This is a genomic window from Ruegeria sp. E1, assembly GCF_056534225.1.
In genome coordinates, this window is the sequence record NZ_JBQFPE010000002.1 from 15,103 (window position 1) to 38,523 (window position 23,421).

At 56.6% G+C, this 23,421-nt stretch carries 16 protein-coding genes; 1 reads left to right on the top strand and 15 read right to left on the bottom strand.

Features of this window, described 5'->3' with window-relative positions; genetic code table 11:
* Positions 1 to 3: 3 nt before the first annotated feature.
* The 12 genes from ACR0FG_RS02115 to ACR0FG_RS02170 form a co-directional block, all read right to left on the bottom strand.
* Positions 4 to 996 (bottom strand): NAD-dependent epimerase/dehydratase family protein, encoded by a 993-nt coding sequence (locus tag ACR0FG_RS02115; protein ID WP_480889598.1) that lies wholly within the window; start codon positions 994 to 996, stop codon positions 4 to 6.
* A gap of 129 nt (positions 997 to 1,125) precedes the next feature.
* The gene (locus ACR0FG_RS02120) at positions 1,126 to 2,421 is read right to left on the bottom strand and encodes a nucleotide sugar dehydrogenase (RefSeq protein WP_480890150.1); all 1,296 of its coding nucleotides are present in this window, start codon (positions 2,419 to 2,421) and stop codon (positions 1,126 to 1,128) included.
* A gap of 136 nt (positions 2,422 to 2,557) precedes the next feature.
* Positions 2,558 to 3,571: an NAD-dependent epimerase/dehydratase family protein gene (locus ACR0FG_RS02125; protein WP_480889601.1), complete on the bottom strand. Its 1,014-nt coding sequence runs from the start codon at positions 3,569 to 3,571 to the stop codon at positions 2,558 to 2,560.
* Between the two features lie 66 nt (positions 3,572 to 3,637).
* Positions 3,638 to 5,518: an acyltransferase family protein gene (locus ACR0FG_RS02130; protein ID WP_480889603.1), complete on the bottom strand. Its 1,881-nt coding sequence runs from the start codon at positions 5,516 to 5,518 to the stop codon at positions 3,638 to 3,640.
* 3 nt (positions 5,519 to 5,521) lie between these two features.
* Positions 5,522 to 6,856, bottom strand: a complete 1,335-nt coding sequence (locus ACR0FG_RS02135; protein ID WP_480889605.1) for a glycosyltransferase — start codon at positions 6,854 to 6,856, stop codon at positions 5,522 to 5,524.
* A gap of 694 nt (positions 6,857 to 7,550) precedes the next feature.
* Positions 7,551 to 9,260 (bottom strand): ABC transporter ATP-binding protein, encoded by a 1,710-nt coding sequence (locus tag ACR0FG_RS02140; protein ID WP_480889607.1) that lies wholly within the window; start codon positions 9,258 to 9,260, stop codon positions 7,551 to 7,553.
* Positions 9,261 to 9,264: 4 nt separating this feature from the next.
* On the bottom strand, positions 9,265 to 10,215 hold the full coding sequence (locus ACR0FG_RS02145) for an ABC transporter permease (RefSeq protein ID WP_170710863.1): 951 nt from the start codon (positions 10,213 to 10,215) through the stop codon (positions 9,265 to 9,267).
* Positions 10,212 to 11,189 (bottom strand): ABC transporter permease, encoded by a 978-nt coding sequence (locus ACR0FG_RS02150; protein WP_170710862.1) that lies wholly within the window; start codon positions 11,187 to 11,189, stop codon positions 10,212 to 10,214. Before ACR0FG_RS02150 ends, ACR0FG_RS02145 begins: the two co-directional genes overlap by 4 nt.
* Positions 11,190 to 11,237: 48 nt before the next feature.
* On the bottom strand, positions 11,238 to 12,185 hold the full coding sequence (locus ACR0FG_RS02155) for a glutathione S-transferase family protein (RefSeq protein ID WP_480889610.1): 948 nt from the start codon (positions 12,183 to 12,185) through the stop codon (positions 11,238 to 11,240).
* 4 nt (positions 12,186 to 12,189) lie between these two features.
* Positions 12,190 to 13,755, bottom strand: a complete 1,566-nt coding sequence (locus ACR0FG_RS02160) for an ABC transporter substrate-binding protein (RefSeq protein WP_480889611.1) — start codon at positions 13,753 to 13,755, stop codon at positions 12,190 to 12,192.
* A gap of 149 nt (positions 13,756 to 13,904) precedes the next feature.
* Positions 13,905 to 15,485, bottom strand: a complete 1,581-nt coding sequence (locus ACR0FG_RS02165) for an ABC transporter substrate-binding protein (RefSeq protein WP_480889613.1) — start codon at positions 15,483 to 15,485, stop codon at positions 13,905 to 13,907.
* Between the two features lie 164 nt (positions 15,486 to 15,649).
* Positions 15,650 to 18,004 (bottom strand): alginate lyase family protein, encoded by a 2,355-nt coding sequence (locus ACR0FG_RS02170; RefSeq protein WP_480889615.1) that lies wholly within the window; start codon positions 18,002 to 18,004, stop codon positions 15,650 to 15,652.
* Positions 18,005 to 18,258: 254 nt separating this feature from the next.
* Here ACR0FG_RS02170 and ACR0FG_RS02175 point away from each other — a divergent pair, with 254 nt between their 5' ends.
* Positions 18,259 to 19,569, top strand: a complete 1,311-nt coding sequence (locus tag ACR0FG_RS02175; protein ID WP_170710857.1) for a UDP-glucose dehydrogenase family protein — start codon at positions 18,259 to 18,261, stop codon at positions 19,567 to 19,569.
* Positions 19,570 to 19,611: 42 nt separating this feature from the next.
* Here ACR0FG_RS02175 and ACR0FG_RS02180 read toward each other — a convergent pair whose 3' ends face one another.
* The 3 genes from ACR0FG_RS02180 to ACR0FG_RS02190 all read right to left on the bottom strand — a co-directional run bounded on the left by ACR0FG_RS02180 (position 19,612) and on the right by ACR0FG_RS02190 (position 23,232).
* Positions 19,612 to 20,484, bottom strand: a complete 873-nt coding sequence (locus tag ACR0FG_RS02180; RefSeq protein WP_480889618.1) for a glycosyltransferase family 2 protein — start codon at positions 20,482 to 20,484, stop codon at positions 19,612 to 19,614.
* 40 nt (positions 20,485 to 20,524) lie between these two features.
* Complete coding sequence (locus ACR0FG_RS02185; protein ID WP_480889620.1) at positions 20,525 to 22,306, bottom strand: ABC transporter ATP-binding protein; 1,782 nt, start codon at positions 22,304 to 22,306, stop codon at positions 20,525 to 20,527.
* A gap of 236 nt (positions 22,307 to 22,542) precedes the next feature.
* Complete coding sequence (locus tag ACR0FG_RS02190) at positions 22,543 to 23,232, bottom strand: DnaA N-terminal domain-containing protein (protein ID WP_480889623.1); 690 nt, start codon at positions 23,230 to 23,232, stop codon at positions 22,543 to 22,545.
* Positions 23,233 to 23,421 lie beyond the last annotated feature (189 nt).

The following is a 23,421-nucleotide window of genomic DNA, read 5'->3' on the forward strand; positions in this document are numbered from 1 at the left end:
GTGTTACCCGGCCGACATACGGCGCGTGTTGACCTCTTCGATATGATTGCGCCGCCACTCGATCAACCGCTCGAGACCTTCGCGCAGTTCAATGCTGGCCGTAAAGCCAATTTCATTCGTTGCCTTGTCGGGTGAGCCAATCCGGTTGCGCACCAGCGTGGCCTGGTTACGTTCCTTGTATTGGATCGGCTGATTGCAACCCGTGAGGGACAGCAGCGTTTCGGCCAGCTCCTTCAAAGTCGTGCGCTTGCCGGTGCCAACGTTGTAGTATTCTCCAGACGTTTCCGCCTTCATCGCGCAGACATTGGCCTTGGCGCAATCCAGAACCGAAACAAAGTCAAACGCTTCAGAGCCATCGCCCATGATCGTCGGGCCGTCTCCATTGTCGATGGCATCCAGCATCCGCATGATCACCGCGATATAGGCCCCTTTATAGTCCTGCCGCGGGCCATAGACATTCATATAGCGCAGCCCGGCGGTTTCCAGCCCGTACCGGTTGTTGAAGGCCGTAACCATCGCCTCGGACGCGATCTTGGTTGCGCCATAGAAGTTCTTGTTATTGAACGGATGCGCCTCGGTCATCGGCTCTTCTACTGCATCGCCGTAGACGGACGCCGATGAGGAATAGACCAGACGTTTTACGCCTTGCGCGACACAAGCCTCAAGCACATTGAAGGTGCCGCGGATGTTTACATCGAAAGCCGAGCGTGGATAGTCGTGACATTGCAGCAACCACAATGCCGCAAAGTGAAAGACACCATCTGCATCTGCCAACGCCTTGTTGAGAATGTCGGTCTGGGTTATGTCACCACCCACATCGAAAATGCTGACATTCGGATGGGCCAGAGCCCCCGACAGGTTTTCGCGATGGCCACGTTCGAAATTGTCATAAACCACAATTTCGGCAGCGCCTTCTTTTGTCAGCAGATCAACCGTATGAGATCCGATGAGCCCTGCGCCACCAATGACAACCAGTTTCTTGCCAGCAATGTCCATAATTGCGATCCTTTAACTCAGTTCGGCAATTTGCCAATATCGTATCAGCGGCAATCACCGCCGGCTTGGTCCACAGACAATCGTCTGAAACTTGTTTGCATATGATGATCGCAAATATGCATTCTGCGTCTAGAAGCGGAACACTTTAAAGCCCGTTTCCGTCAGGGCCTCACGATCAAACACCGATTTCAGATCAGCAATCATCGGAATGTCGGCACCGCACATGTCACGCAGTTGCCGCGGCTCCAGCTGTGCATATTCCTGATGCGCGACGGCGACGGTCACTGCATCGACGTCTTTGATCTGGTCGAAAGGCGTTAGCGTAATGCCATATTCGGCAAGAACCTCGTCTGCGTCTGCCCAGGCATCAGCGACCAGAACTTCGACGCCCCAGTCCTGAAACTCGCGGATCAGGTCTATGACCTTCGAGTTTCGGATATCCGGGCAGTTTTCCTTGAACGTGATGCCCAGAACGGCGATGCGCGCCTTGGTAATATTGATCTCGCTCTGCGACATCATCTTGATCACGTTGCGCGCGGCATAGCGCCCCATATTGTCGTTGATCCGACGCCCCGCAAGAATAACCTGCGGATTATATCCGACCTCTTCGGCTTTGTGCGTAAGATAATACGGGTCAACACCGATGCAATGACCACCAACCAGACCAGGGCGGAACGGAAGAAAGTTCCATTTGCTTCCAGCGGCTTCCAGTACGTCTTTCGTATCGATCTCAAGGCGGTTGAAGATCACCGAAAGCTCATTCACCAACGCGATATTGATGTCCCTCTGCGTATTCTCAATCACCTTTGCCGCCTCGGCAACCTTGATCGAGCTAGCAGGAAACGTGCCAGCTTTGACGATCGATCCGTACAAAGCATCAATTCCCGAAGCCACGTCCGGTGTCGAGCCGGATGTGACCTTGACGATGTTGGTCAGCGTGTTCGTCTTGTCACCAGGGTTAATGCGTTCGGGGCTGTAGCCGCAGAAGAAATCCACGTTGAACGTCAGACCTGACGACTGTTCGAGGATTGGCACACAAACCTCTTCGGTACATCCGGGAAAGACTGTGGATTCGTAGATAACAACGTTGCCTTTGGACAGGGTCGAACCGACCGAAGCCGACGCTTTGCGCAAGGGCGTTAGATCAGGCCGGTTCACATGGTCGATCGGGGTGGGAACCGTGACGATGTAGATGTCACAATCGCGAATATCTTCGACTTGAGTGGTATAGCTCAGATGCTTGGCAGCCGTCAGTTCTTCGGGCGAAACCTCCAGCGTGCTGTCTTCTCCGGATCGAAGCATGTTGATCCGCTCGCCGTTCAGATCAAAACCGACCACTGCACGGCTTTTGCCAAATTCGACGGCCAGGGGCAGGCCTACGTAACCCAGACCGATTACAGCAATTTTCTTGTCGTCAAAATTCATCATCGGTCCCGCCAAAACCTCAATCAAGCGCTTGTTTTCTGTACATCTCACGAATTGCCGCGTCAGTTAACACCGTGTCGAATGACAGGCAACTCAAAAGGGCAGCCCACCGATTAACGACAGGCAGCTTCGCGCTCTATTTGTCGTAGTAATCTCGGAACCAGTCGACGAATTTCTGAATCCCGTCCTTGAAATCCGTCTGAGGTCGATACCCCGTCAGCCGCTGCAAAAGATCGGCATTGGCCCATGTCGCGGGAACGTCACCCATCTGGATGTCCATGTAGTTGCGGATGGCCTTCTTGCCCAGGCTTTCCTCGATGGCATCAATGAAGTCCAGCAGGCGAACCTTATCCGAATTGCCGATATTTACCACACGGTACGGGGCAACCGGGCTCAGGCTATCGCCGTCTTCGATATCTTCAGGCGTCTCGGGGCGCACTGGGACGGCTTTGATCAGAAGCGAAATTGCACGCACCAAATCATCCACATAGGTGAAATCGCGGTACATATCGCCGTGATTGTAGATATCGATAGGCCGGTCATCCAAAATCGCATCTACGAACTTATAGAGCGCAAGGTCCGGGCGACCCCAAGTGCCATAAACCGTAAAAAAGCGGAACATCGTGGTCGGCAAGTCCCAGAGATGGGCATAGGAATGCCCCATGCTTTCATTGGCCTTCTTGGTTGCAGCGTAGATCGTAAGCTGCGTATCCGCCTTTTCGCACTCGTCAAATGGCATGTCCGTGTTCGCACCGTAAACGGACGAGGTCGATGCCATCAGCAGGTGCTGCACTTTGTGGCGCCGCGCAGCCTCCATCACGTTGAAAGTGCCCACCACATTGCTGTCGATATAGGCCCGCGGATTTTCAAGACTGTACCGCACGCCAGCCTGCGCAGCGAGGTGCACGATCACGTCAGGTTCGAACCCGTCCGCCACCCGGTCGAAAGTCTGTACATCCTCTAACATACCCTCGTCACACGAGAAGTTCGGATTCTGCAGCAAGGCTGCGTGACGGCGCTGTTTCAAGCGCACATCATAGTAATCCGTCATCCCGTCGAAACCGTGAACCCGATCCCCATTGGCAAGCAGTAATTTAGCGAGGTGAAATCCGATAAAACCGGCAGTGCCTGTAATCAGAACTTTTTGCACGAATCCAAACCTTCCTGTTTGCCCAGTCGGGCAGTCATCGGCGCACATATGAAGCGAAATCGAACGTCACTCAAGTCGTTGTTGCAAAAGTACCGACAGGCGCTCCCCCATGAGAGCCGCGCCAGCCTGGGTCAGGTGTCCACCGTCGTAAGAAATTAGCAGACCTTCCTCGGTCGTATTCCGACAGGTTGGCCCGCTTCCGCACATCATCTCGGAAATATCGACAAACAAAGATGGAGACAGTGTTTCGCGCATCAGATCATTTGTTTGCTGATGGCTCGCTCTGATATCGACAACGATATCCTCGTTTCCGTCATTATATTCAGCCATGTAATGCTTGAGCGACATTGTCGAGCCAAAATTTTTGCGACCCATTACCAGAACATTTGCATCTGTTACTTGTTTCAAGTTCTCAAGACTTTCAGGTAAGTGATTTGCCTGCCAATCGTGCCAACTAGACACCAGCCATATCTCATCTGCCTGCGCGATACGTTCCTGAAGTGCCTCATCTTCGTACCCTGCACGTTTCGAGCACAATTTCCGGTCACCGGGTGCAATCAAATCAGTGAAATCACGCTTGAGGAACAAGTTGCCGCAGCGAGCTGAGATGTAAAACGTCGACAATTGAAACATTTCATCCAACCGCGATTCAATCACAGCATTCACCATATCTTGCGCATAACTGTCGCCAATGATCAGTAGTTTTTGTTTGTCGTCTCGGGCCTCGAATTCAACGCCGCGATATTTCCTAAAACGCTCACGGACATAATCACCCGGGTTGTCGTATTGCTGAAAAACCGCCTGATGTACCTGAGCGTACCGCCCGGGCATCCCTTGCGACCAAGCAAAGGCCAATCCCGCAACGATGAACAAAGCCCCTACCGAGGCCGCCGGGATAAAGACACGCGACCGGGATCGCTGCACTGGTCGCCGGAACGGTGTCTCGACAAACTTGTAGCTTAGAAATGCCAGCACCAGCGTCACGACACACAACGCCGCCATGATCCAATGGGACGGCTCATCAAGACTCATATAGCGGACATATGCGAACACAGGCTGATGCCACAGATAGGCCGAATAGCTTATCAAGCCGATCCCGATAAACACCGGATTGGCAAGAATGCGATACGACCATGTCTGCTTGCCTTCGAACAGAATGATAAGCATCGTTCCGATGATCGGCGCCAGCGCATAGGGGCTGGGAAACGGCGTATGCTTGTCATAGGCGAAAACTGCAAACAGGATCAAAGCCATTCCGGAAACAGACAGCACACCACAAACTGCAGGCGAAGGTCGCCACGGGTTGGGTCGCGTCAGGTACAGCGCCACCAGTGCCCCAGCCATCAGCTCCCACGCTCGGGTCGGCAACAGATAAAATGCGGCCTCGGGTTCGCTCAGCGCACCAAAATCCCATGTGACCAGCGCGAAGCTTGCAACGGCGATCACCGACAATACGGCCCAAACGGCTATACGCCCAAAACGCCAAAGAAGGGCAAGAAGGACAGGAAAGAAAATGTAAAACTGCTCTTCAACCGCTAATGACCATGTGTGCAACAGTGGTTTAAGTTCCGTTTCGGTATCGAAATACCCGCTTTCCATCCAAAACAAGATGTTCGACCAGAACGTCGTGACGGCCACAGCGCTGAGCGAGAAGCTCTCGAAGTCTGCAGGCATCAGGATAAACCAACCTGCGATGAAACTGGCGAGTATGACACAGTAGAGCGCCGGAATTATCCGCCTTACGCGTCGCTCATAAAAGTTGGCAATCGAATACCGACCCTGCTCAAGATCATTCACCAGGATCGTGGTGATCAAATAGCCCGAGATGACAAAGAAGACATCAACGCCCACGTAGCCGCCGGAAAAAATGGAAAATCCCGCGTGAAAGAGAATAACCGGTACAACCGCAAGCGCGCGGAGACCATCGACCTCGGGCCTGTATTTCATTGACTAGTTCCAGCCGTAAGCTTCTTTAACTGCATCCAGCTGGGCCCTACGCGAAAACCTGTCTAGGATCAACTTCGGACTGCGCTCATGAACTGACGCACGCCATCGCTCATCGCGCAGACCGTCAATAACAGCCTGCGCAAGCGTCTCTGCGTCCCTATCCGTTAAACGACCTGTATCGGTCGCCGCAATGGCTTCGCTGATTCCACCCACGTCTGGGGCAACAACGGGTAGTCCGGCCAATTGCGCCTCGATCACCGCATTGGGTAGGCTTTCGGTTTGCGTGGTCATCAGGAACAGATCCATTTGTCGAAGATAGTCGAACAAATCGCCTGAAACCATTCCGGGCAGTATGAACTGATCGCCAAGGCCAGCGGACTGCACCGCCTTTTCGATATCATGCCTGAGTGGGCCGTCGCCAACCATCAGAAACCGCGTACCGGGGATCGCCTCGTTTACCTTTTGTGCAACTGTCACCCAAAGCAACGGATCTTTTACCGGCGAAAATCGGAACACCCCGCCAACGGTCAGGGGCCGATCGGTTTTTGCATCAAATGGTCCCAAATCACTAAACCCAAGCTCGCCAGGTTCGATTGCGTTGTAGATCGTGGTAAAACGATCCTTGGGCAGCCCGGTCGCAAGCGCCCAGTCGTCCGCCGCCGCCCGGCTATTTGCGGTCAGCACAACCTGTGGGAATAGCGCGCACAGTCCAAGCACATGCTCGGTGAGTTTCTCGCGAAGGTTTTCGATCTCAGATCCAAAGGACTGCTGGCCGCGTGTCATCGATCCAAAGTGGACGACAACACGAGGCACCCCTGCCAAAACAGCGGCAAGCGCTACTTCGGCATGAAGGCCACCACGCACATGAATCACTTCGGGTTTCAGTTCGTAAATCGCGCGCAAAACCGGATTCAATGAGCGCAATCCGGCCACCTCGGCCAATGGGATGACTTTCTTGTAGATTGGCGCCTCGTCCCAAGGCTCAGGGAGCGATCCACCCATATCAGACAGCAAATGCGTCGAGAATTTCTCATACTTTCCAGCGAGTTCAAACGCGTTCTTAGGCTGCTCTTTCAGAAGAAGATGGAGCGAGCTGACTTCGGTATCCTGAGCGAGATTGGCAACAAGATGCGTCACCTGTCTTTCTGCACCGCCGATCCCCAAAGAATGGCTGTAGAGCAGCACCCGGCCGGAAACCGAAGTATACGCCGGCGCAGGTTGGGTCTTGTGATGCTCAAGCCAATTCTCAAGCACAGGATAGGCCGCATCCTGCCCTGCCTGTGTCGCAATGCCGTGATCTGACAGCGCATTAAGCGCTAAGGTCGCTCGATCATGCATAGTACTTATCTTTGTGGGGTGTTCAGAGGATTCAGCCAGTTCTCGGGCTTCGGCGAAACGGCGCAAATCGATCAATGATCGCAGGGCGGCAATTTCGGCAGTTGTGTTTTCCTGCCAATTCTCTCGCTCACCCAATATCTCAAGAGCCGACTTCGGAAGCCAGGCGGCCCACAAGCGCGCTGCAAAATCCGCCCGCGAAATTCGTCCCTGCTCGTAGATGTTGTGAAGCCAAGCTACGTATCGCTTTACAATATGCGCTTTGCCCAACGCATGGAGAATCCGGGTGCGCCGCGAATGATCGGTCGGCCAGGCATACGGGCTTTTGCAAACCTCGCGGCAGACTTGCAAAGCGGCAGTGTAATTTCTTTCACCAAGCAGTTCGGTCACCCGCGCACGGGACCGCGCGCAAGCTTCTCTTGCTTCTTTCTTAAGCTTGCTGCGCTTGGGTTTTCTTAACTTGGAAGCGAGTGAACGAAACGGTTTCAACAAAGTGTTTTTGCGTCGCGTCAGAGGATCGTTCTCCATTTAGTTCACCTCAATATCCGTTTCAATTTCCTGATCAATGTCGTCCAGTTTGGGTCGCAAAAGATCACATTGAAACCGGCTTATATTTACATAATTGATTAGTTCAAACAGTTGAGTTGGTTTTGCCACGATGCACGGTCCGGACCGTACAGACGTGTCCTGAACCAGACTAACCCTCAAGACCCAGCCCATCGGTCGAAAGATCGTCCAGTTTCGGCATGAGATGCAGCAACTCCCGCGCGTAGTCCGTTTGCGGCTTGGCAAACAGGTCATCGGTGCCCTGTATCTCGACCATCCGGCCTTGCTTCATCACCGCGACCCGGTCGCACATCTGACGCACAACCGGCAGGTCATGGCTGATGAACAGCATAGTCAAACCCAGATGCTCCTGCAAATCCTTCAGGATGTTCAAAATTTGCGCCTGGATCGAGACATCCAGCGCACTTGTCGGTTCGTCGCAAATCAGGAATCGCGGCTGCGTTGCCAATGCCCGCGCGATCGATATCCGCTGGCGCTGGCCACCCGAGAACTCATGCGGATATTTCAACCCGGCCTCATGCCCCAGCCCCACCTGATCCAGCAACTCATCCACGCGCCGCTTGATGTCAGTGCCATCCATCAGGCGATGATGGCGTATCGGTTCGGCCACGATCTCGTCCACCCGCATCCGGGGGTTCAGCGAGGAATAGGGATCCTGAAAGATCATCTGGATCTGTTTGCGGTATTCATCCTGCACCGCTCGGTTGCCCAGGTCGCTGACCAACTGCCCGTTGAAGGTGATCGAGCCGCCATCAACCGGATAAAGGCCCGCAATCATCCGCGCGACGGTGGATTTACCGGACCCGGATTCGCCCACGACGCCAAACACTTCTCCTGCCCGAATGTCGAAACTGACCTGATCCACTGCGGTAAAGTAGGTCTTATCCCAGGGCAGTAACCCCTTGCGCTGCAGGAACTTCTTGGTCAGATCGCGAATCTCGAACACCGGTTTCGAGGTGTCGTTGTCCACCTTCGGCCAGTGCCGCGCCATATCCTCGATGGCAAACCGCGTCTCGCGCCCGCCATAGCTGATCTGCGGAAACCGATGCAGTTTAAGCGTCGGGCGTGGCACCGCGGCGATCAGAGACTTGGTGTATTCGTGGCTGGGCTGGCCCATCACCTGCGCCGTTGGGCCGGATTCGACCACCTTGCCCGCATACATCACCGTCACCTTGTCGGTGGTATCGGCAATAACACCCATATCATGCGTGATCAGGATGACGCCGACCTGCCGTTCACGCGCCAGTTCCTTGATCAGGTCGAGAATTTGCGCCTGAACCGACACGTCCAGCGCCGTCGTAGGTTCATCTGCGATGATCACATCCGGCTCGGTACACAGCGCCAGCGCGATGACCACACGTTGCCGCATTCCGCCCGAGAACTGATGCGGATACTGATCCAGCCGTGTGTCCGGGTCGGGAATGCCTACGCGGTCTATCAGATCGCGGGCGCGTTTGTTTGCATCGGCCTCAGATCCGCCAATATGGGCCAGAATAGTCTCTGTCAGTTGTTCGCGCACTGTAAACAGCGGGTTTAGTGAGGTCAGCGGGTCCTGAAAGATCATCGAGATCTTTTTGCCCCGCAGCCCGCGCATCGCCTCGGCATCGATTCCACTGATCTGATCGCCGCCCAGCTTGATCTCGCCGCTGGCTATCCGGCCGGGACGTTCCAGCAGGCCCATGACGGCCGCGCCGATGGTGGATTTGCCTGCGCCGGATTCGCCAACAAGCCCGTGAATTTCGCCCGGCTCGACCGACAGGCTTGCGTGATCCACCGCGGTAAACAGCTGGCGGCGGGTCGGGAATTCGACGGTGAGGTTTTCGATCGTCAGAAGGCTCATGAATTCACCGCAGCTTGGGGTTCAATGCGTCGCGCAACCAGTCACCCAGCAGGTTCACGGACAAGGCCAGTGCCAGCAGGGTGCAGGCCGGGAAGAAGAGGATCCACCACTCACCCGAGAACAGGAATCCCTGACCGATGCGGATCAGCGTGCCCAATGAGGGCTGCGTTGGCGGAGCACCAACGCCAAGGAAACTCAGCGTCGCCTCGGCAATGATGGCCAGCGCCAGCGAGATGGTTGCGATCACCAGCACGGGGCTGAGTACATTCGGCAGAATATGACGGAACATGATCGGGAATGACCCGCGCCCGATCAGGCGCGCGGCCTGTACGTATTCCTTGTTTTTCTCGACCAAGGCGGCCCCGCGCACAACACGCGCGAACTGCACCCAGTCGGACAGGGCAATGGCGATGATCAGAACATAGATCGCCATCTCGTTGCGGTATTCGGGCGGCGTCACGCCCTTGGCGATGCCAAAGATCAGCATGGCAACCAGAATGGCGGGGAAGGTCAGCTGCACATCGGCTACCCGCATGATGAAGGTTTCAATCCAGCCGCCATAATAGGCCGCGATCAGCCCGAGGATCACGCCAATGATCAACGCCAGCAAAACCGCCGCCGTACCAACGAACAGCGAAATGCGTAGACCATAGAGGATGGTCGAAAACACGTCCCGCCCCTGATCGTCGGTGCCCAGCAGAAAGGTTTCCTGCGTGAAGGCGTTGGGCGTCCCCGGAGGCGTAAACCCATTCATCAGGTTCAAAGTCGCCGGATCAAACGGGTTATAGGGCGCGATCAGCGGTGCAAAGATCGCTGCCAGCACAAGGATCACGACCACAAGCGAGGCAATAACGGCCACCGGCGAATGCCGAAACGACCAGGCAAAATCGCTGTCCCAAAACTTGGCCATGCGCGACTTGGGTGCCACTTTCGGGGTTTCCATCGTATCGCTCATGTGGCCCTCGCGTCGACACGCAGGCGCGGGTCAATGGCATAGTAAAGAAGATCGACGATCAGGTTGATCGTCACGAACATCACCGAAATCAGCATAAGATAAGCCGCCATGACCGGAATATCGACGAACTGGATCGCATTGATGAATAGAAGGCCAACGCCGGGCCACTGGAACACCGTTTCGGTGATGATGGCAAAGGCGATGATCGAGCCCAGTTGCAAGCCGGTGATCGTAATCACCGGCACCAGCGTATTCTTCAGCGCGTGGCGGAAATTGATCACCCGATCCGACAGGCCGCGCGCACGGGCGAAACGGACATAGTCGGCGCGCAGCACCTCAAGCATTTCAGACCGCACCAACCGCATGATCAGCGTCATCTGATACAGCCCCAGCGTGATTGCGGGCAATATCAACGCCTTGAGCCCTGAGGCCGTCAGAAATCCCGTTGACCAACCACCAATCATAACGGTCTCACCCCTCCCAAAGCTGGGTAGCAGGTCAAGCTCGACCGAAAAGATATAGATCAGCAAAATACCAATGAGGAAGGTGGGCAGCGATACGCCAATCAGGGATACCGTCATAATAACATTGGCCGCGATCCCTTGTCGTCGGATGGCCGTAAACACCCCGAGCGCGATACCCATCGTGATCGCCAGAAATCCCGAAACAAAGGCCAATTCCAGCGTTGCCGGGGCGCGTTCTACAAGGATTGTCGAAACCGGGCGGCCCTGCCGGTAAGAGACGCCGAAATTGCCCTGAACCGCGCCTTGCAGGAACTTGGCATATTGCACAACAAAGGGCTGATCTAGGCCCAATTCGGTGCGCAGCCTGTCGATATCGGCCTGCGTGCGTTCTTGCCCCAGCATGTTGTCGATCGGATCTCCGACAAAGCGGAACATTGAAAAGGCGACCAGACCCACGACCAAAAGCACGATCACGGATTGGAACATCCTGCGGACGATATAAGCGAACATTCGATTTCCTCGTTGGTCCGTCTCTCTATGCTGTCCCCGACCGGATGGTCAAGATGTCGCGGCTGTGGCCTTGCCCCGGTCGTGCGGCAGTGTCCAGTCTATGTCGGGCCCCATGGGCACAAGGCCCAGCGGATTGCGCAACTCGGACGGTGAGAAGTACCCGGTTTTGTAGATGTCAAACGCCACGGTTTCAGCGATTTCCGGCATCGCGTATAGGTCACGGGCGTAACCCCACAGGTTTGGATAGTCGATCAACCGCCGCAAATTGCACCGGAACGCATAGTGATATGCGACATCAAACCGAGCCAGGGTCGGAAACAGGCGCAGATCGGCTTCGGTCAGGGTATCTCCGCACAGGTATCTGTTGTTGGACAGATGGGTTTCGATCTCGTCCAGCATGGCAAACACATCGCGGCATCCGGCCTCATAAGCCTCTTGCGTGCGGGCAAACCCGGCACGATAGACACCGTTGTTCAGCCTCGGATAGATTTTTTCGTTCCAATCATCAATCTGAGTCAGCTTTTCCGACGGTGCAAGGTTCGGCCCAAAATCCGGCAACGTCCCCAGCATCCGCACGAGATCCGCGGATTCATTGGAAACTGCGCAATCTTCGATCCGATCCCAAAGCAACGGGACAGTTATGCGGCCGGTATAGCCCGGCGAAACCCGTGCATAGGCCTGATGCAGGGCTGCGACGCCAAACAACGAATCCGAGTATTCGCCTTCGACATCAAACACCCAGCCATCCGGTGTACGTCGTGGCTTGGCATAGGACACTGAAATCAGACAATGCAATCCTTTGACGGCGCGGGTCAGCAGAACGCGGTGTGCCCAAGGGCAATTCCAGGCCGCATAAAGATGAAAGCGACCGGGCTCCAATTCTCCATCAGGCAAACTGTTCCGAATGGTCGAGGCCTGACGGCGGAATTCGCCATCAAGCCCGGAGTCCGGTGCGGGGTCATCGATGTGATAGACCCCGCTGATCATGACGCCCATGCGCTTAGTTCACTGTCACCCAGCGCAACAGGAAGAAGTTGTCAGGGCGCTGGGTCAACTCAATGTTGCTGCGCGTGCCCCAAACCAGCGGCTGCACATACATCGGCACATAGACATGTTCGTCCTGAATAATGCCGGCGACCTCATCAAGCATGGCCTGCCGTTTGTCCTGATCAAGCTCAGACTGTATTTGCGGCAGCAATTCATCAACCCGCGCGTTCGAGAACCCGCCAAAGTTCCAGCTGCCCAGTTTCTTTTCTTCGTTTGGCGTTGCCACGAGGAACCGAACAGGATGTTCAGCGTCAAATGTACCGGGGCTCCAGCCCAAAAGGTACATGTCGTAATTGTCCTCGCGCAGTTCCGGCCAGTAGTTGCGCACCGGCATCGCCTCAAGCTCTGCCGTGATCCCGATCTGGGCCAGCATCGAGACAACCGCCTGACACACCGCCTCATCATTCAGATAGCGGTCGTTCGGGCATTTCAGACCAAACGAAAACCCATCCGCATAACCCGCCTCGGCCAACAAGGCTTTGGCCGCTTCGACATCAAATGCGGGGCGATCTGCATTGGCGCGGGAATAGCCGCTCATGGCCGGGCTTACCAGTTGCGAAGCCGCCTCTGCATTGCCCCGCATGATCGTCGCCAGAATCGCATCGACATTAACTGCCTGAGCAACCGCCTGCCGTACGCGCACATCCTGGAACGGGTTCGGCTTGCCCGCGTCATCGGTGTATTTCAGCGTGTCGGCCGCGTGATCAAAGCCCAGCATGATCACCCGCGCCTCGATCCCCTGAATGACATCAACCTCGTCATTGCCCTGCAAGCGCGCAACATCCTGAATCGGAACCGGATTGATCATGTCCACGTCACCAGACAGCATCGCCGCCACCGCAGTTGCAGGGTTCTGGATCGGGGTAAATTCGGCGCTGGTGATATTATGCTCGGCCGTGTCCCACCACGCGTCGAAAGGTTCCAGCACTGTCCGCAGACCGGGCTCGCGCGCGGTAACTTTGAACGCACCGGTGCCATTGGCATTCAGAGTCGCATAGTTCCCGGTCTCTTTGTCCGGCACCGTAGCTTCATTTGCCTCGGCCCAGCCCTGATCCATGATCATCCAGTTGGCAATCGAGGACGGGAACAGCGGGTTTGGCGCGGTCATCATGAAATCGATGGTGTAGTCATCCACCACGTTCACTTCGCTGACAGGTGCAAACCAGCTGCGGGTATCCGCCGCCTCACCCGAGGCGCGCTGATAGCTGAACAGCACGTCCTGCGCGTTGAACTCGCTGCCATCATGGAACGTGACGCCCTCGCGCAGATTGAATCGCCAGCCGTCTCCATCGCCGATCGGCTCCCAACTGACTGCAAGCGCGGGCTCGACCCGCATATCCTTGCCACGCCGAACCAGCCCTTCGTAGACGTTGTTGAGAAACCCCAGCACCGGGGCCGAGTTGACCGCGTGCGGGTCCATCGTCTGCGGATCGGTGGTCGAGGCCCATTTGAACTCGGCAGCCTGTGCAGTGCTGGCAAGCAACATGGACAGGCCAATGGCGCTGTGTCTGAGGATCATGGTGATATCTCCCTTTTTATCCCCAAACCTTCCCGCGTTTTCGCCGCCACGTAAAGAAATTCTCACAATGAGATCACGTACCCGTTACCGGCTGCGCGAACGAAAACAGGGCGCGAAACCGCGCCCTGCCCTGCACTTTAAGAGATGGTTCAATTCATCTCGAAATATTTGATCTTCGGCGAATCTTCCGGCTCGACGATTGTGCCGACATTCGACTTCATCCCCCAGTTCAGCACCTGATGGTGGATCGGGATGTAAAGCTGTTCGTCCTGCACAACCTGCCAGATATCAGCAATTTGCTGATCCCGTGCAGGCAGATCGGTTTCAGACGCCAGGGCCTGAATCTTCGCATCCAGATCCGGGTTCGAATAGCGGGTCGCGTTCCACGAACCGTATTTCTCACCCTTGGAGTGGACCAGGAAGTTAAAGATATATTCCGAGTCATATGTCGGAACACCCCAGCCCAGCATGTAGAAGTCGGTTTCAAGGTTCGACAGCAGCGGGAAGTGCTGCGCCTTGGGCTTGGCATCCAGATTCACGGTAATGCCGATCTGCGCCAACATCCCGACCGCCGCCTGACAGATCGCCTCATCATTGATGTAGCGGTCATTCGGGCAATTCAGCGTCAGCGAGAAGCCATCGGGATACCCCGCCTCGGCCATCAGCGCCTTGGCACCTTCGATATCGGTTGTTGACGAGGCGTCCATGCCCTCGTCCCAACCATTCACGAAAGGCGGCGAGATCATGCCAGCCGGAGCCGACTGCCCGCGCATCACGACCTGCTGGATCGCATCGCGGTTGATCGCTTTGGACATGGCCTGACGAACGCGTACATCCGCCAACGGGTTGGCACCATCAACACTGTCCGAGCCCAGATCAGCATCGCCCATGTTCATGCCAAAGAAAATCACCCGGTTCTGCGGCGCGGTACGCACGTCCAGACCATCGGTACCGGCCACCCGCTCAAGGTCCTGCACAGGAACGTCCTGAATGAAATCGACCTCACCCGACAGCAGCGCGGCAACGCGGGTCGCGGCGTTCTGGATCGGGGTATAGATGATCTCGGTCACTTGCAGCGGGAACTCATCCTTGCCCCAGTAGTTCTCGTTGGCGGTCAGAACGGTTTTTACATCCGGCTCGCGGCTGACCAGCTTGTAAGGGCCGGTACCGTTCGCGTTCTTGGCCGCGAACGTGTCTTCACCGCCCTCATAATCCTGAACTTTCACCGCGTTGTTCGCCTCGGCCCAGTCCTTGTCCATCATAAACATGTTGGTCAGGTTGTTGGGCATGATCGGGTTCGGACCATTGGTTTCAATCTCAACCGTGTATTTGTCCGGCGCGCGCACCTCTTTCACCGAGGCCAGCAATTCCTTGTAATCGGAATCCGGTGTCATCGCGCGGTTCAGCGAAAAGACCACGTCTTCGCTATCGAACTCGGCACCGTCATGGAAGGTCACGCCTTCGCGCAGTTTAAAAACCCACACATTCGGATTGTCCTCGGACGGTGCCCATTCGGTTGCCAGCGACGGCACCAATGCACCAGAGTGATCGCGCATCACCAGCGTTTCCATGATCTGGTGCGCAAAGGTCGAGGTCGGGCCCTCATTCTGCGCATGTGGGTCCAGCGTCAGCGAGTCCCCCGCCCGCGCCCAACGCAGCGTTTCCGCCGAAGCACTGGCCGCAATCATAGCGGTCGCACTGGCGGCGATCATCAGAGATTTGAAAGACATCTTGTTCTCCCCGTTTATTTTGTTGCCCGCGCATCCGCGCGGCTGACCGGCTTTTCCGGTCTTTGTGGCGCCGATCATCCAGATCATTGCAAAAGTTGCAACAGCAGATTGCGGGTGATCGTCCCGGCTCGCGACCGCGACGGCAATTCAAGCCGCACGTGATGTTACACGTCGGGATTTTCCGAACCGCGCTGCGCCTGTCTCCAGAACGGGGCAATACCATCATGGGGATAGAACCGCGCAGGGACCTCGTCGACCCGGAGGATCCCCTGCCCGGTTCTGCGCCGCAAGGCATCATCGATGGGCGCGAGACGGGCCATTTCGAACGGTTCGATCTGCGGATGGCTCCAACCCTTAGCCGAGTCTGCCAGCAGCGAGCGCATGGCCTGCAAGACCCGTTCCCCCGACGCGCTGTTCCACGGGCGCAGCCCTGCCCCTTCCAGCAGGTTAAACAGGTTGATCCAACTTTGCAGATTGAAGGCGCAGTAATGCTGCGTCATCGTCCGTTTCAACTCGTGCGGCTGCGCTCCGTCGGCGGTGATGGTCCCCAGGACACGGGCCTGCGCCCGCAGGTTGACCTCTTGCAGCGTGGTTGTATCGCCAAGAAACGCTGCCAAAGCCGCCACCTGCAAATCGAAGCAAGTGCCATGATTGTTCGCGTTCCGGCATTCCTTCATTCCCTGTTCACTGGTTTTCAACCACTCAAGGAAATCCGAGCACCAATCCCGCAAACCATCGTTGATCGCCTCGTCGTCCAGCAACCGCACAGCATCGAGGAAAAAGTAAAAATCCTTGGTCTCGATCAACCCATTATCAGAACCGCGATCTCCATTGTGCCCACGCCGGACCTGCGCATAGTTCAGGTTCGGGTTCATACGCGTGGCAGGATCGATGAACCATGTTCGGACCAGCGACCTGGCGTGATCGCGATAGGTACTCTCCCCCGTGACCCGCGCCGCCAGCGCAAGTGCAGTTGTGTCATCAAACAATCGCTGCAAGCGCGTCCTGTCGAACTGGTCGCTCTCGGGTGCATACAAGATCGTGCCCGGAACCCGGTTTCCATCCTGCCGCACATAGGGCAACCCGTCGGGGTTTTTCGGGTTTGGCCACCAATAGGGTGCTGGATGGAAATAGTCGTGCAAATCCCCGCTTGGCCCCGGTTCGGGTTTGTCGACAACCGAGAATGGGCCCCTTTTCAACGCTTCATCCGCAGCAGCCATTATGATCTGGCGATCGCCATGCGCCGGATCGTTGGCAAGACCTTCGATATGACGCCTGTCGTAGAAAACGGGGTGTTTCAATGCCCTTGTCATTCGGCGGGCTTCGAGCATATCCAGAGTCGCACGAATAGCCAGATTTCGCGCAACTCCGCGATCACGGATCGCCCTGCCCTTGTCCTGTTCCAGTTTAGCCTGACCTGAAAACAGCCGCGCAACCCAACCGGCCTGCCCAACGCGGTGGCCTTCAGCGCACACTTTACGCGGCGGGATGTCGAACCGTGAAACAAGCCAACTGTCCCAGGGCCCGGAAATGCCCAGATGCAGGAACAGTTCAACCTTCGGTCTGCGCCCATAAGGATGGGCTTCATCGAACCTGAGCGGCGCGTCACAACGAAAGGCCAGTTGCGGCTCTTCGGTTGCATTGGGCGGAGCGCCGTCATTCAGCAAATCCTGATTGTCCAGCATCCGCGCCATGGGCACCGTGAAATACCGCTTGTCCCGCGCCGCCAGAACGTCGTCGCGCATCGCCTGCCATGCAGTCTGGGTGAAAAAGCAGTTGCCGTCGAATGGCAGCGCCCATTTCGCGTGGCTCAAACACAACTCCAGCGCAAAGTTCCGCGCACCGTTGTTGTTCATGACATAGTTGTTACGCAGCCGATAGGCCTGCGCAATCATCGGCAACCGGATCAACTCATCCAGCGAATCCATCGTGCCATTGAAAAAGACTGCCGCATCCGTGAAGGTCGAAAAATCGTATCCGATGGACTGCAACGTATCGTCGTCAAAAGGGATGCGCTGGTAAATCTGCCCGTGATGTTCCAGCAACGCGATCAGCCTGGCCTCATTTTCAGGATCAAAAATCCGGTTCAGAACCCATAGCTTGGTGCAATCTTCGAACTCTGGCTCGTTTTCCAGAATGAAGCGCACGTTTTCCAGCGACTGACCGGCCTTGTGGCGCGGCACAAGATCGTTTCCTATCACACGGCACAATGCAAAGGTGTCCGGCATCGCATCAATACGCGCCTCTTCCGCCTGATCCAGAACCGGCGGCGGCACCGAAGCCAGCGATCCGGCCAGTTTGCCCATCTTCCCAACCGGCCCCAAGGGGGATCGCGCAAGCCGCTTTTTCCCCGAAAACAGCGACTTTCCCTGTCGTCTGCGTATGACGTAATAGACCGGCAACAGGACGGGCGATAGCAACAGAAGAACCGGCGACAGCAACAAAAGCAGACGATTGCGCCGGGCTCTGCGGTCCTGCGCTGAAGGCGATTTGAGCGTGTTTTTTGAGTTCACCGTCATCGATTTAACCAATGGGCCACAATTTCAATGGATGTCTCGGCACCGGCCCTGCCTTGGCCTCCCTTACTCTTTATCCAACAGGTTAGGCAACCGATACATCTGATGTCGCTCGGTTGGGAAACTCGCTGCGTTTCCAGTGGGTCAAAAACCCCGAAACCATCCTGCGGCCACCGGCGCGCATTTCAAAATCCGCTTGAAAACCAGCCGTTGAACGGCGTATTCCGGCGCGAAAGCCCAGGAAAGGACTTGGACAAATGCGCATTGCAATGATCGGCACCGGATATGTTGGCCTGGTGTCCGGGGTGTGTTTTTCGGATTTCGGTCATGACGTGATCTGCGTCGACAAGGCCGCCGAAAAGATTGAAATGCTGCAATCCGGCGCGGTTCCCATCTATGAGCCCGGGCTGGATGTGTTGATGGCCAAAAACGTGGCGGCGGGTCGTTTGACTTTTACCACCGATCTGGCCGCTGCTGTCGATGGCGCAGATGCGGTTTTCATCGCGGTCGGCACACCGACCCGACGCGGGGACGGCCACGCCGACCTGACCTATGTAATGGCCGCCGCGCGCGAGATCGCTGAATCTCTGACCGGGTACGCGGTCATCGTAACCAAATCGACCGTCCCCGTCGGTACCAACCGCAAGGTGCATGAGGTCGTGACAGCCGCGAACCCGAACGCCCAGTTCGACGTGGCATCGAACCCTGAATTTCTGCGCGAAGGTGCGGCGATTGATGACTTCATGCGTCCCGACCGCGTGGTTGTCGGTGTCGAATCCGACCGTGCTGCCGAGGTGATGGGTGAGATATACCGCCCGCTTTACCTGCGTGATTTCCCGATCATCACCACCGATCTGGAAAGCGCCGAACTGATCAAATACGCCGCCAACGCCTTTCTGGCGACCAAGATTACCTTTATCAATGAAATCGCGGGCCTGTGCGAACGGGTCGGCGGCGACGTGAAAGAGGTCGCGCGCGGCATCGGTCTGGATGGTCGGATCGGCAACAAGTTCCTGCGCGCCGGTCCCGGCTATGGCGGATCGTGTTTCCCAAAGGACACCGCAGCCCTGGCCCGCATAGGTCAGGAGCACGCCTATCCGATGCAGATCACCGAGACGGTGATCCGAGTGAATGACGGCGTCAAAAGCCGGATGATCGAGAAAATCCGCGACGTCTGCGATGATCGGTTCAACGGCAAAACAATTGCCGTTCTGGGTGTGACCTTCAAACCTGATACCGACGACATGCGCGATGCACCGTCGTTAACCATTGTCCCTGCACTGATCGGTAGTGGTGCGCGGGTTCGCGTGGTTGATCCGCAGGGCCGCGCTGAAGGCGAAGCGCTGCTGCCGGGTGTTGAGTGGATGGATGACCCCTATGCCGCCGCCAAAGACGCGGACGCGGTGGTCATCCTGACCGAATGGAACGAATTCCGCGCGCTCAACCTGACCGAGCTGGCCGGGGCCATGAAAACCGCGCGCATGGTCGACCTGCGCAACGTTTATTCCTCGGCAATGGCCGAAGGCGCCGGGTTCGAGACCTATATCGGGGTCGGCGTCGGCAACTGACCTGCCACACAGCGGTTGAAATTCTTCCTGTCGCCAGCCGGATCAGGTCCGCTGATCTGGTTGGCGCAGCCACAGCAATCGCACCGTCTCGGTGATTTTCACAACGCGCAGGACGTAGTGGACCCACCAGACCGACACCGCCTGAGCAATGCTCAGGTCCGGGGCTTTCAGCAGTTTGCCCAATGTTTTGAAGGATGGGAACAGTTTGTGGATCGGAGGAATGTAGTTCACCCAGCCCCGGCCCGCATTGCGCCGTAACCGAGCGCCTTCGATCCGGCGGGCCTTGGTGATATGTTCGCGCAATCTACCGCGCGCTGGGTGCTGAACGGCGGCGTCTGCAGCAAAGAGGATCGGCTCGCCAGCGGCTTTGGCGCGATCATTCCACTCCATATCGCCACCCGACAACACCGTGTCATTGAACAGGCCAACCCGGTCCAGAAGGCTGCGCCGGACGATCAGATTGGCGGTGACAGCCCGCCCCCGTTCGACCCATTTCTGCTGCTCAAGCCCCAGATGCCGATCGTAAAGTTCAATAGTGGTCCAATCCTTGCCATTTGGGATCAACACCACATCTCCGCCAAACCGCCCGATTTCAGGATGCACCTGCGCGATGCTCAAACCGGCCTCGAGATATCCTGGAACGGGCCGGCAGTCGGAATCGGTGAAAAACAACAGGTCCGCCGCCGCCTCATGGATACCGCGATTGCGTGCCGCATATGAACCTGGCTTTGCCTCGTCCAGAACGCGTGCGTTCGGCGGCAGGCGAAACCCGTCAGGCACCGGGTCGGACGGGTCATTATTGACCACCAGAACCTCAAACCGGTCCACATCCAGTGTTTGCCCTGCCAGACAATCCAGACAGACCTGCAACTGATCCCAACAGCGATAGGTCGGGATGATGACAGAGGCCTCCATCAGACAAGACCCCGTGCGCGGGTTGCCACATCCATCCGCCCTACCCCGTCTTTACGGCGCCAGAGAACTGATGATCGTACAGCTTGCGGAATGGGCCCGGATTTTCCAGCAGCTCTTTTGCGCTGCCCTGTTCCGAGACCTGACCGCCTTCGATCACGACGATCTTGTCGGCGTGCAGGATGGTGGAAAGCCGGTGCGCAACGATGATGGTGGTGCGCCCCTTGGTCAGGCGATGCAGCGCCTCCTGCACCAGATGTTCAGATTCGGAATCCAGCGCACTTGTCGGTTCATCTAACAAAAGGATCGGGCTGTCGCGCAAGAGCGCACGCGCGATCGCCAGACGCTGCTTTTGACCACCTGAAAGGAACGAGCCGTTCTCGCCCACCATCGTGTCAAAGCCGTCTTCCAGTTTCATGATAAAGTCATAGGCATTTGCAGCCTTGGCAGCCTCGATAACCTCGGAGCGTGTGGCCCCCTCGCGGCCAAAGCGGATATTGTCCGCCACTGACGCCGAGAACAGGAACGTCTCTTGCCCAACAAAGGACATGTTGTCGCGCAGGGTCTTGAACGAGGCCTGTTTGATATCCTGCCCGTCAATCGACACCGAGCCCGTTTGCGGATCGTAAAGACGCAAAGCCAGATTCAGGATCGTGGACTTGCCGCCCCCTGATAGCCCCACCAACGCCGTGGTTTGCCCCGCCTCGAATGTCAGAGACAGGTCTTTCAGGATGGGTTCCCGGCGGCGATACCCAAAGGTAACGTCGTCAAAGACAACCCGGCGGGGACCGTCCGGAAGGTTTTCCGGGTTCTCTTGCTCGGGCAGTGTCTCCGGCTCATCCAACAATTGATAGAGCATCCGAACCCGGCGCAGACCGATCTCAAGCCCGACCCGGACTTTGGACAGACGCTTGGCGGGCTCATATGCCATCATCAGGGCGGTCACGAACGACATCAGCTCGCCCGGTGTCGAACCGCGTGACCCAAACAGGCTGGCCGCGCTCAACCCGATGACCGAAGCGATGGCGAAACCCGCCAGAATATCCATCAACGGGCTTGTCGCCGCCTTAAGACGCGCCAGCTTGTTGCGGCGTTTCTCGACGCTCTTGACCGCCGCATACATCTGCCCTGCCATGCGTTCTTCAAGACTGAAGGTCTTGACGACCCGAATCCCGCGTGAGGTCTCCTGAATGACCTTCATGATCGCGGACATAGATTGCAGTTCCATATCCGCAATCTCTCGCACCTTCTCCAGTAGTCGCCGAACGCCCCAGATCGCCAAAGGCCCGATCACCAGCGTCACCAACGACAGGACCGGCTGCTGATAGAACATCACCGCAAGCAGACCGATCAGCGTCAGTGTATCCCGCACCGCCGAGGTCACAATCAACTCGATCACCGTGCGCGCAGCATTTGCCGACTGCGTCACCTTCATTAGCAGATCCGAGCTTTCGGTGAGATTGAAGAACGATACGCCTTGCCGCAACAGCTTGTCATATAGCTGAATCTGCTTGATCGCGATGATCCGGTTTCCCGCCCGGGTCATCGCCACCACCTGAACATAGGTGGCAATGCCTTTGATCAGAAAAATGACAAAAACCGCAATCGACACCGCCACAACCCGCGCTGAGTTTTCGCTGTCAAACAGCGAATCCACAACGTCGCGCATGATGAACGCCACCGCTGCTGTTGTTGCGGCTACGAAAACCATCGCAATGATTGCGACAATATAGGGAACCATCTGCGAGCGAATGTTTTCGGCCAGCAGCCGCCACAAGATCGACTCATCCAAACCTTGGGTGAACTTCAGTTTCAACTTTTGCAAAGCAAAATTCCACAGTCGTTACAATGGGATCGGGTCAGCCTGGCGCGTGGCCTGCCGTCGAACCGTTTACGCTAGATAATCGGCAACCCCGATTGGGGCAAGACCGGTAACGGTCGCACCATCCTTAGCCCGGACCTGTCGACAAAGGGATCATGGCTCTGGATATCAAGGGCAAGTGACGGGACGTCATCGTCTTGCGGTGCTTTGAAACCTGTCAGCGGTGCTCATGCGATACATCATTCCGCCGCTTCGATCCGCAAAGTTCGGACGGATGGGTCCACCCGCCGATAGGCCGCCAAAACACGCGCGGTCCATTTTTGCGAGATATAGTCGGCCATGAATCGCGACGGGGCCACCAACACTGCGCAGCCCCCTGCCCTCTCGGCCTCGCTGAGATGCTGAAACCAACTGGACCACAATTCGGGATCGCGCCCATGCAGAATCGACTGAACCTGTGACCAGCTGTCGTCCCCTTCGGGTGCGGGCGGTGCCGGCTTGGCCTGAAACGGGATGATGTTGGTTTGTGGGACGTCATCAGGACTGGCCTGCATCCTCTCGACAAAATCCGAACCGATTACGGGCCAGATGTCAGATGTATCCAGCAAGATCTGTTTCAGGTCCAACTCATAGACAGCCACACGCCCCCGCGCAGCAGGGCGCTTGACACTTACCCAACCGCTTGCCCGCAATTTTGCCATCTCACGCTTTACGGTTCGCTCGTCCACAGCCCAGATGCGCGCCATCTCTTCGCGCCCGATGGACAGTTCGTTGTTGCGCCAGTTGTACCGTGTTGTGATCAGGGACATAATCCGCAGAATGCTGCGATGCCGGTGCTTGTCACCGGACAACGCATAAACAGTCAGAGCGGACAGAATATCGTATTTGAGGGCGGACGCATTGCGCCCAACCGGTTTTGCAACCTGCATCGTCCTCCTCACCGCTCTTTCTGCCTCTTGCGGGACATGACCCGCTGGTTTGCGCCGTTTTCCAACGCTTTTCGTTATCGTGCCCTGATTAGCGTCCATTACGCCGATTCTGTCAAGCCTGCTGTGAACTTGTGCTGTTTTGGGGGACCCTTCCCCAGATCAAAATCAAAAGAATTTGGTGAATTATTG

Bases quoted from the DNA above. Each gene is read 5' to 3' on its own strand.
- ACR0FG_RS02115 (WP_480889598.1), bottom strand. From the start codon at position 996: ATGGACATTGCTGGCAAGAAACTGGTTGTCATTGGTGGCGCAGGGCTC.
- ACR0FG_RS02120 (WP_480890150.1), bottom strand. From the start codon at position 2,421: ATGAATTTTGACGACAAGAAAATTGCTGTAATCGGTCTGGGTTACGTA.
- ACR0FG_RS02130 (WP_480889603.1), bottom strand. From the start codon at position 5,518: ATGAAATACAGGCCCGAGGTCGATGGTCTCCGCGCGCTTGCGGTTGTA.
- ACR0FG_RS02135 (WP_480889605.1), bottom strand. From the start codon at position 6,856: ATGCATGATCGAGCGACCTTAGCGCTTAATGCGCTGTCAGATCACGGC.
- ACR0FG_RS02140 (WP_480889607.1), bottom strand. From the start codon at position 9,260: ATGAGCCTTCTGACGATCGAAAACCTCACCGTCGAATTCCCGACCCGC.
- ACR0FG_RS02145 (WP_170710863.1), bottom strand. From the start codon at position 10,215: ATGAGCGATACGATGGAAACCCCGAAAGTGGCACCCAAGTCGCGCATG.
- ACR0FG_RS02150 (WP_170710862.1), bottom strand. From the start codon at position 11,189: ATGTTCGCTTATATCGTCCGCAGGATGTTCCAATCCGTGATCGTGCTT.
- ACR0FG_RS02155 (WP_480889610.1), bottom strand. From the start codon at position 12,185: ATGGGCGTCATGATCAGCGGGGTCTATCACATCGATGACCCCGCACCG.
- ACR0FG_RS02160 (WP_480889611.1), bottom strand. From the start codon at position 13,755: ATGATCCTCAGACACAGCGCCATTGGCCTGTCCATGTTGCTTGCCAGC.
- ACR0FG_RS02165 (WP_480889613.1), bottom strand. From the start codon at position 15,485: ATGTCTTTCAAATCTCTGATGATCGCCGCCAGTGCGACCGCTATGATT.
- ACR0FG_RS02170 (WP_480889615.1), bottom strand. From the start codon at position 18,004: ATGACGGTGAACTCAAAAAACACGCTCAAATCGCCTTCAGCGCAGGAC.
- ACR0FG_RS02175 (WP_170710857.1), top strand. From the start codon at position 18,259: ATGCGCATTGCAATGATCGGCACCGGATATGTTGGCCTGGTGTCCGGG.
- ACR0FG_RS02180 (WP_480889618.1), bottom strand. From the start codon at position 20,484: ATGGAGGCCTCTGTCATCATCCCGACCTATCGCTGTTGGGATCAGTTG.
- ACR0FG_RS02190 (WP_480889623.1), bottom strand. From the start codon at position 23,232: ATGCAGGTTGCAAAACCGGTTGGGCGCAATGCGTCCGCCCTCAAATAC.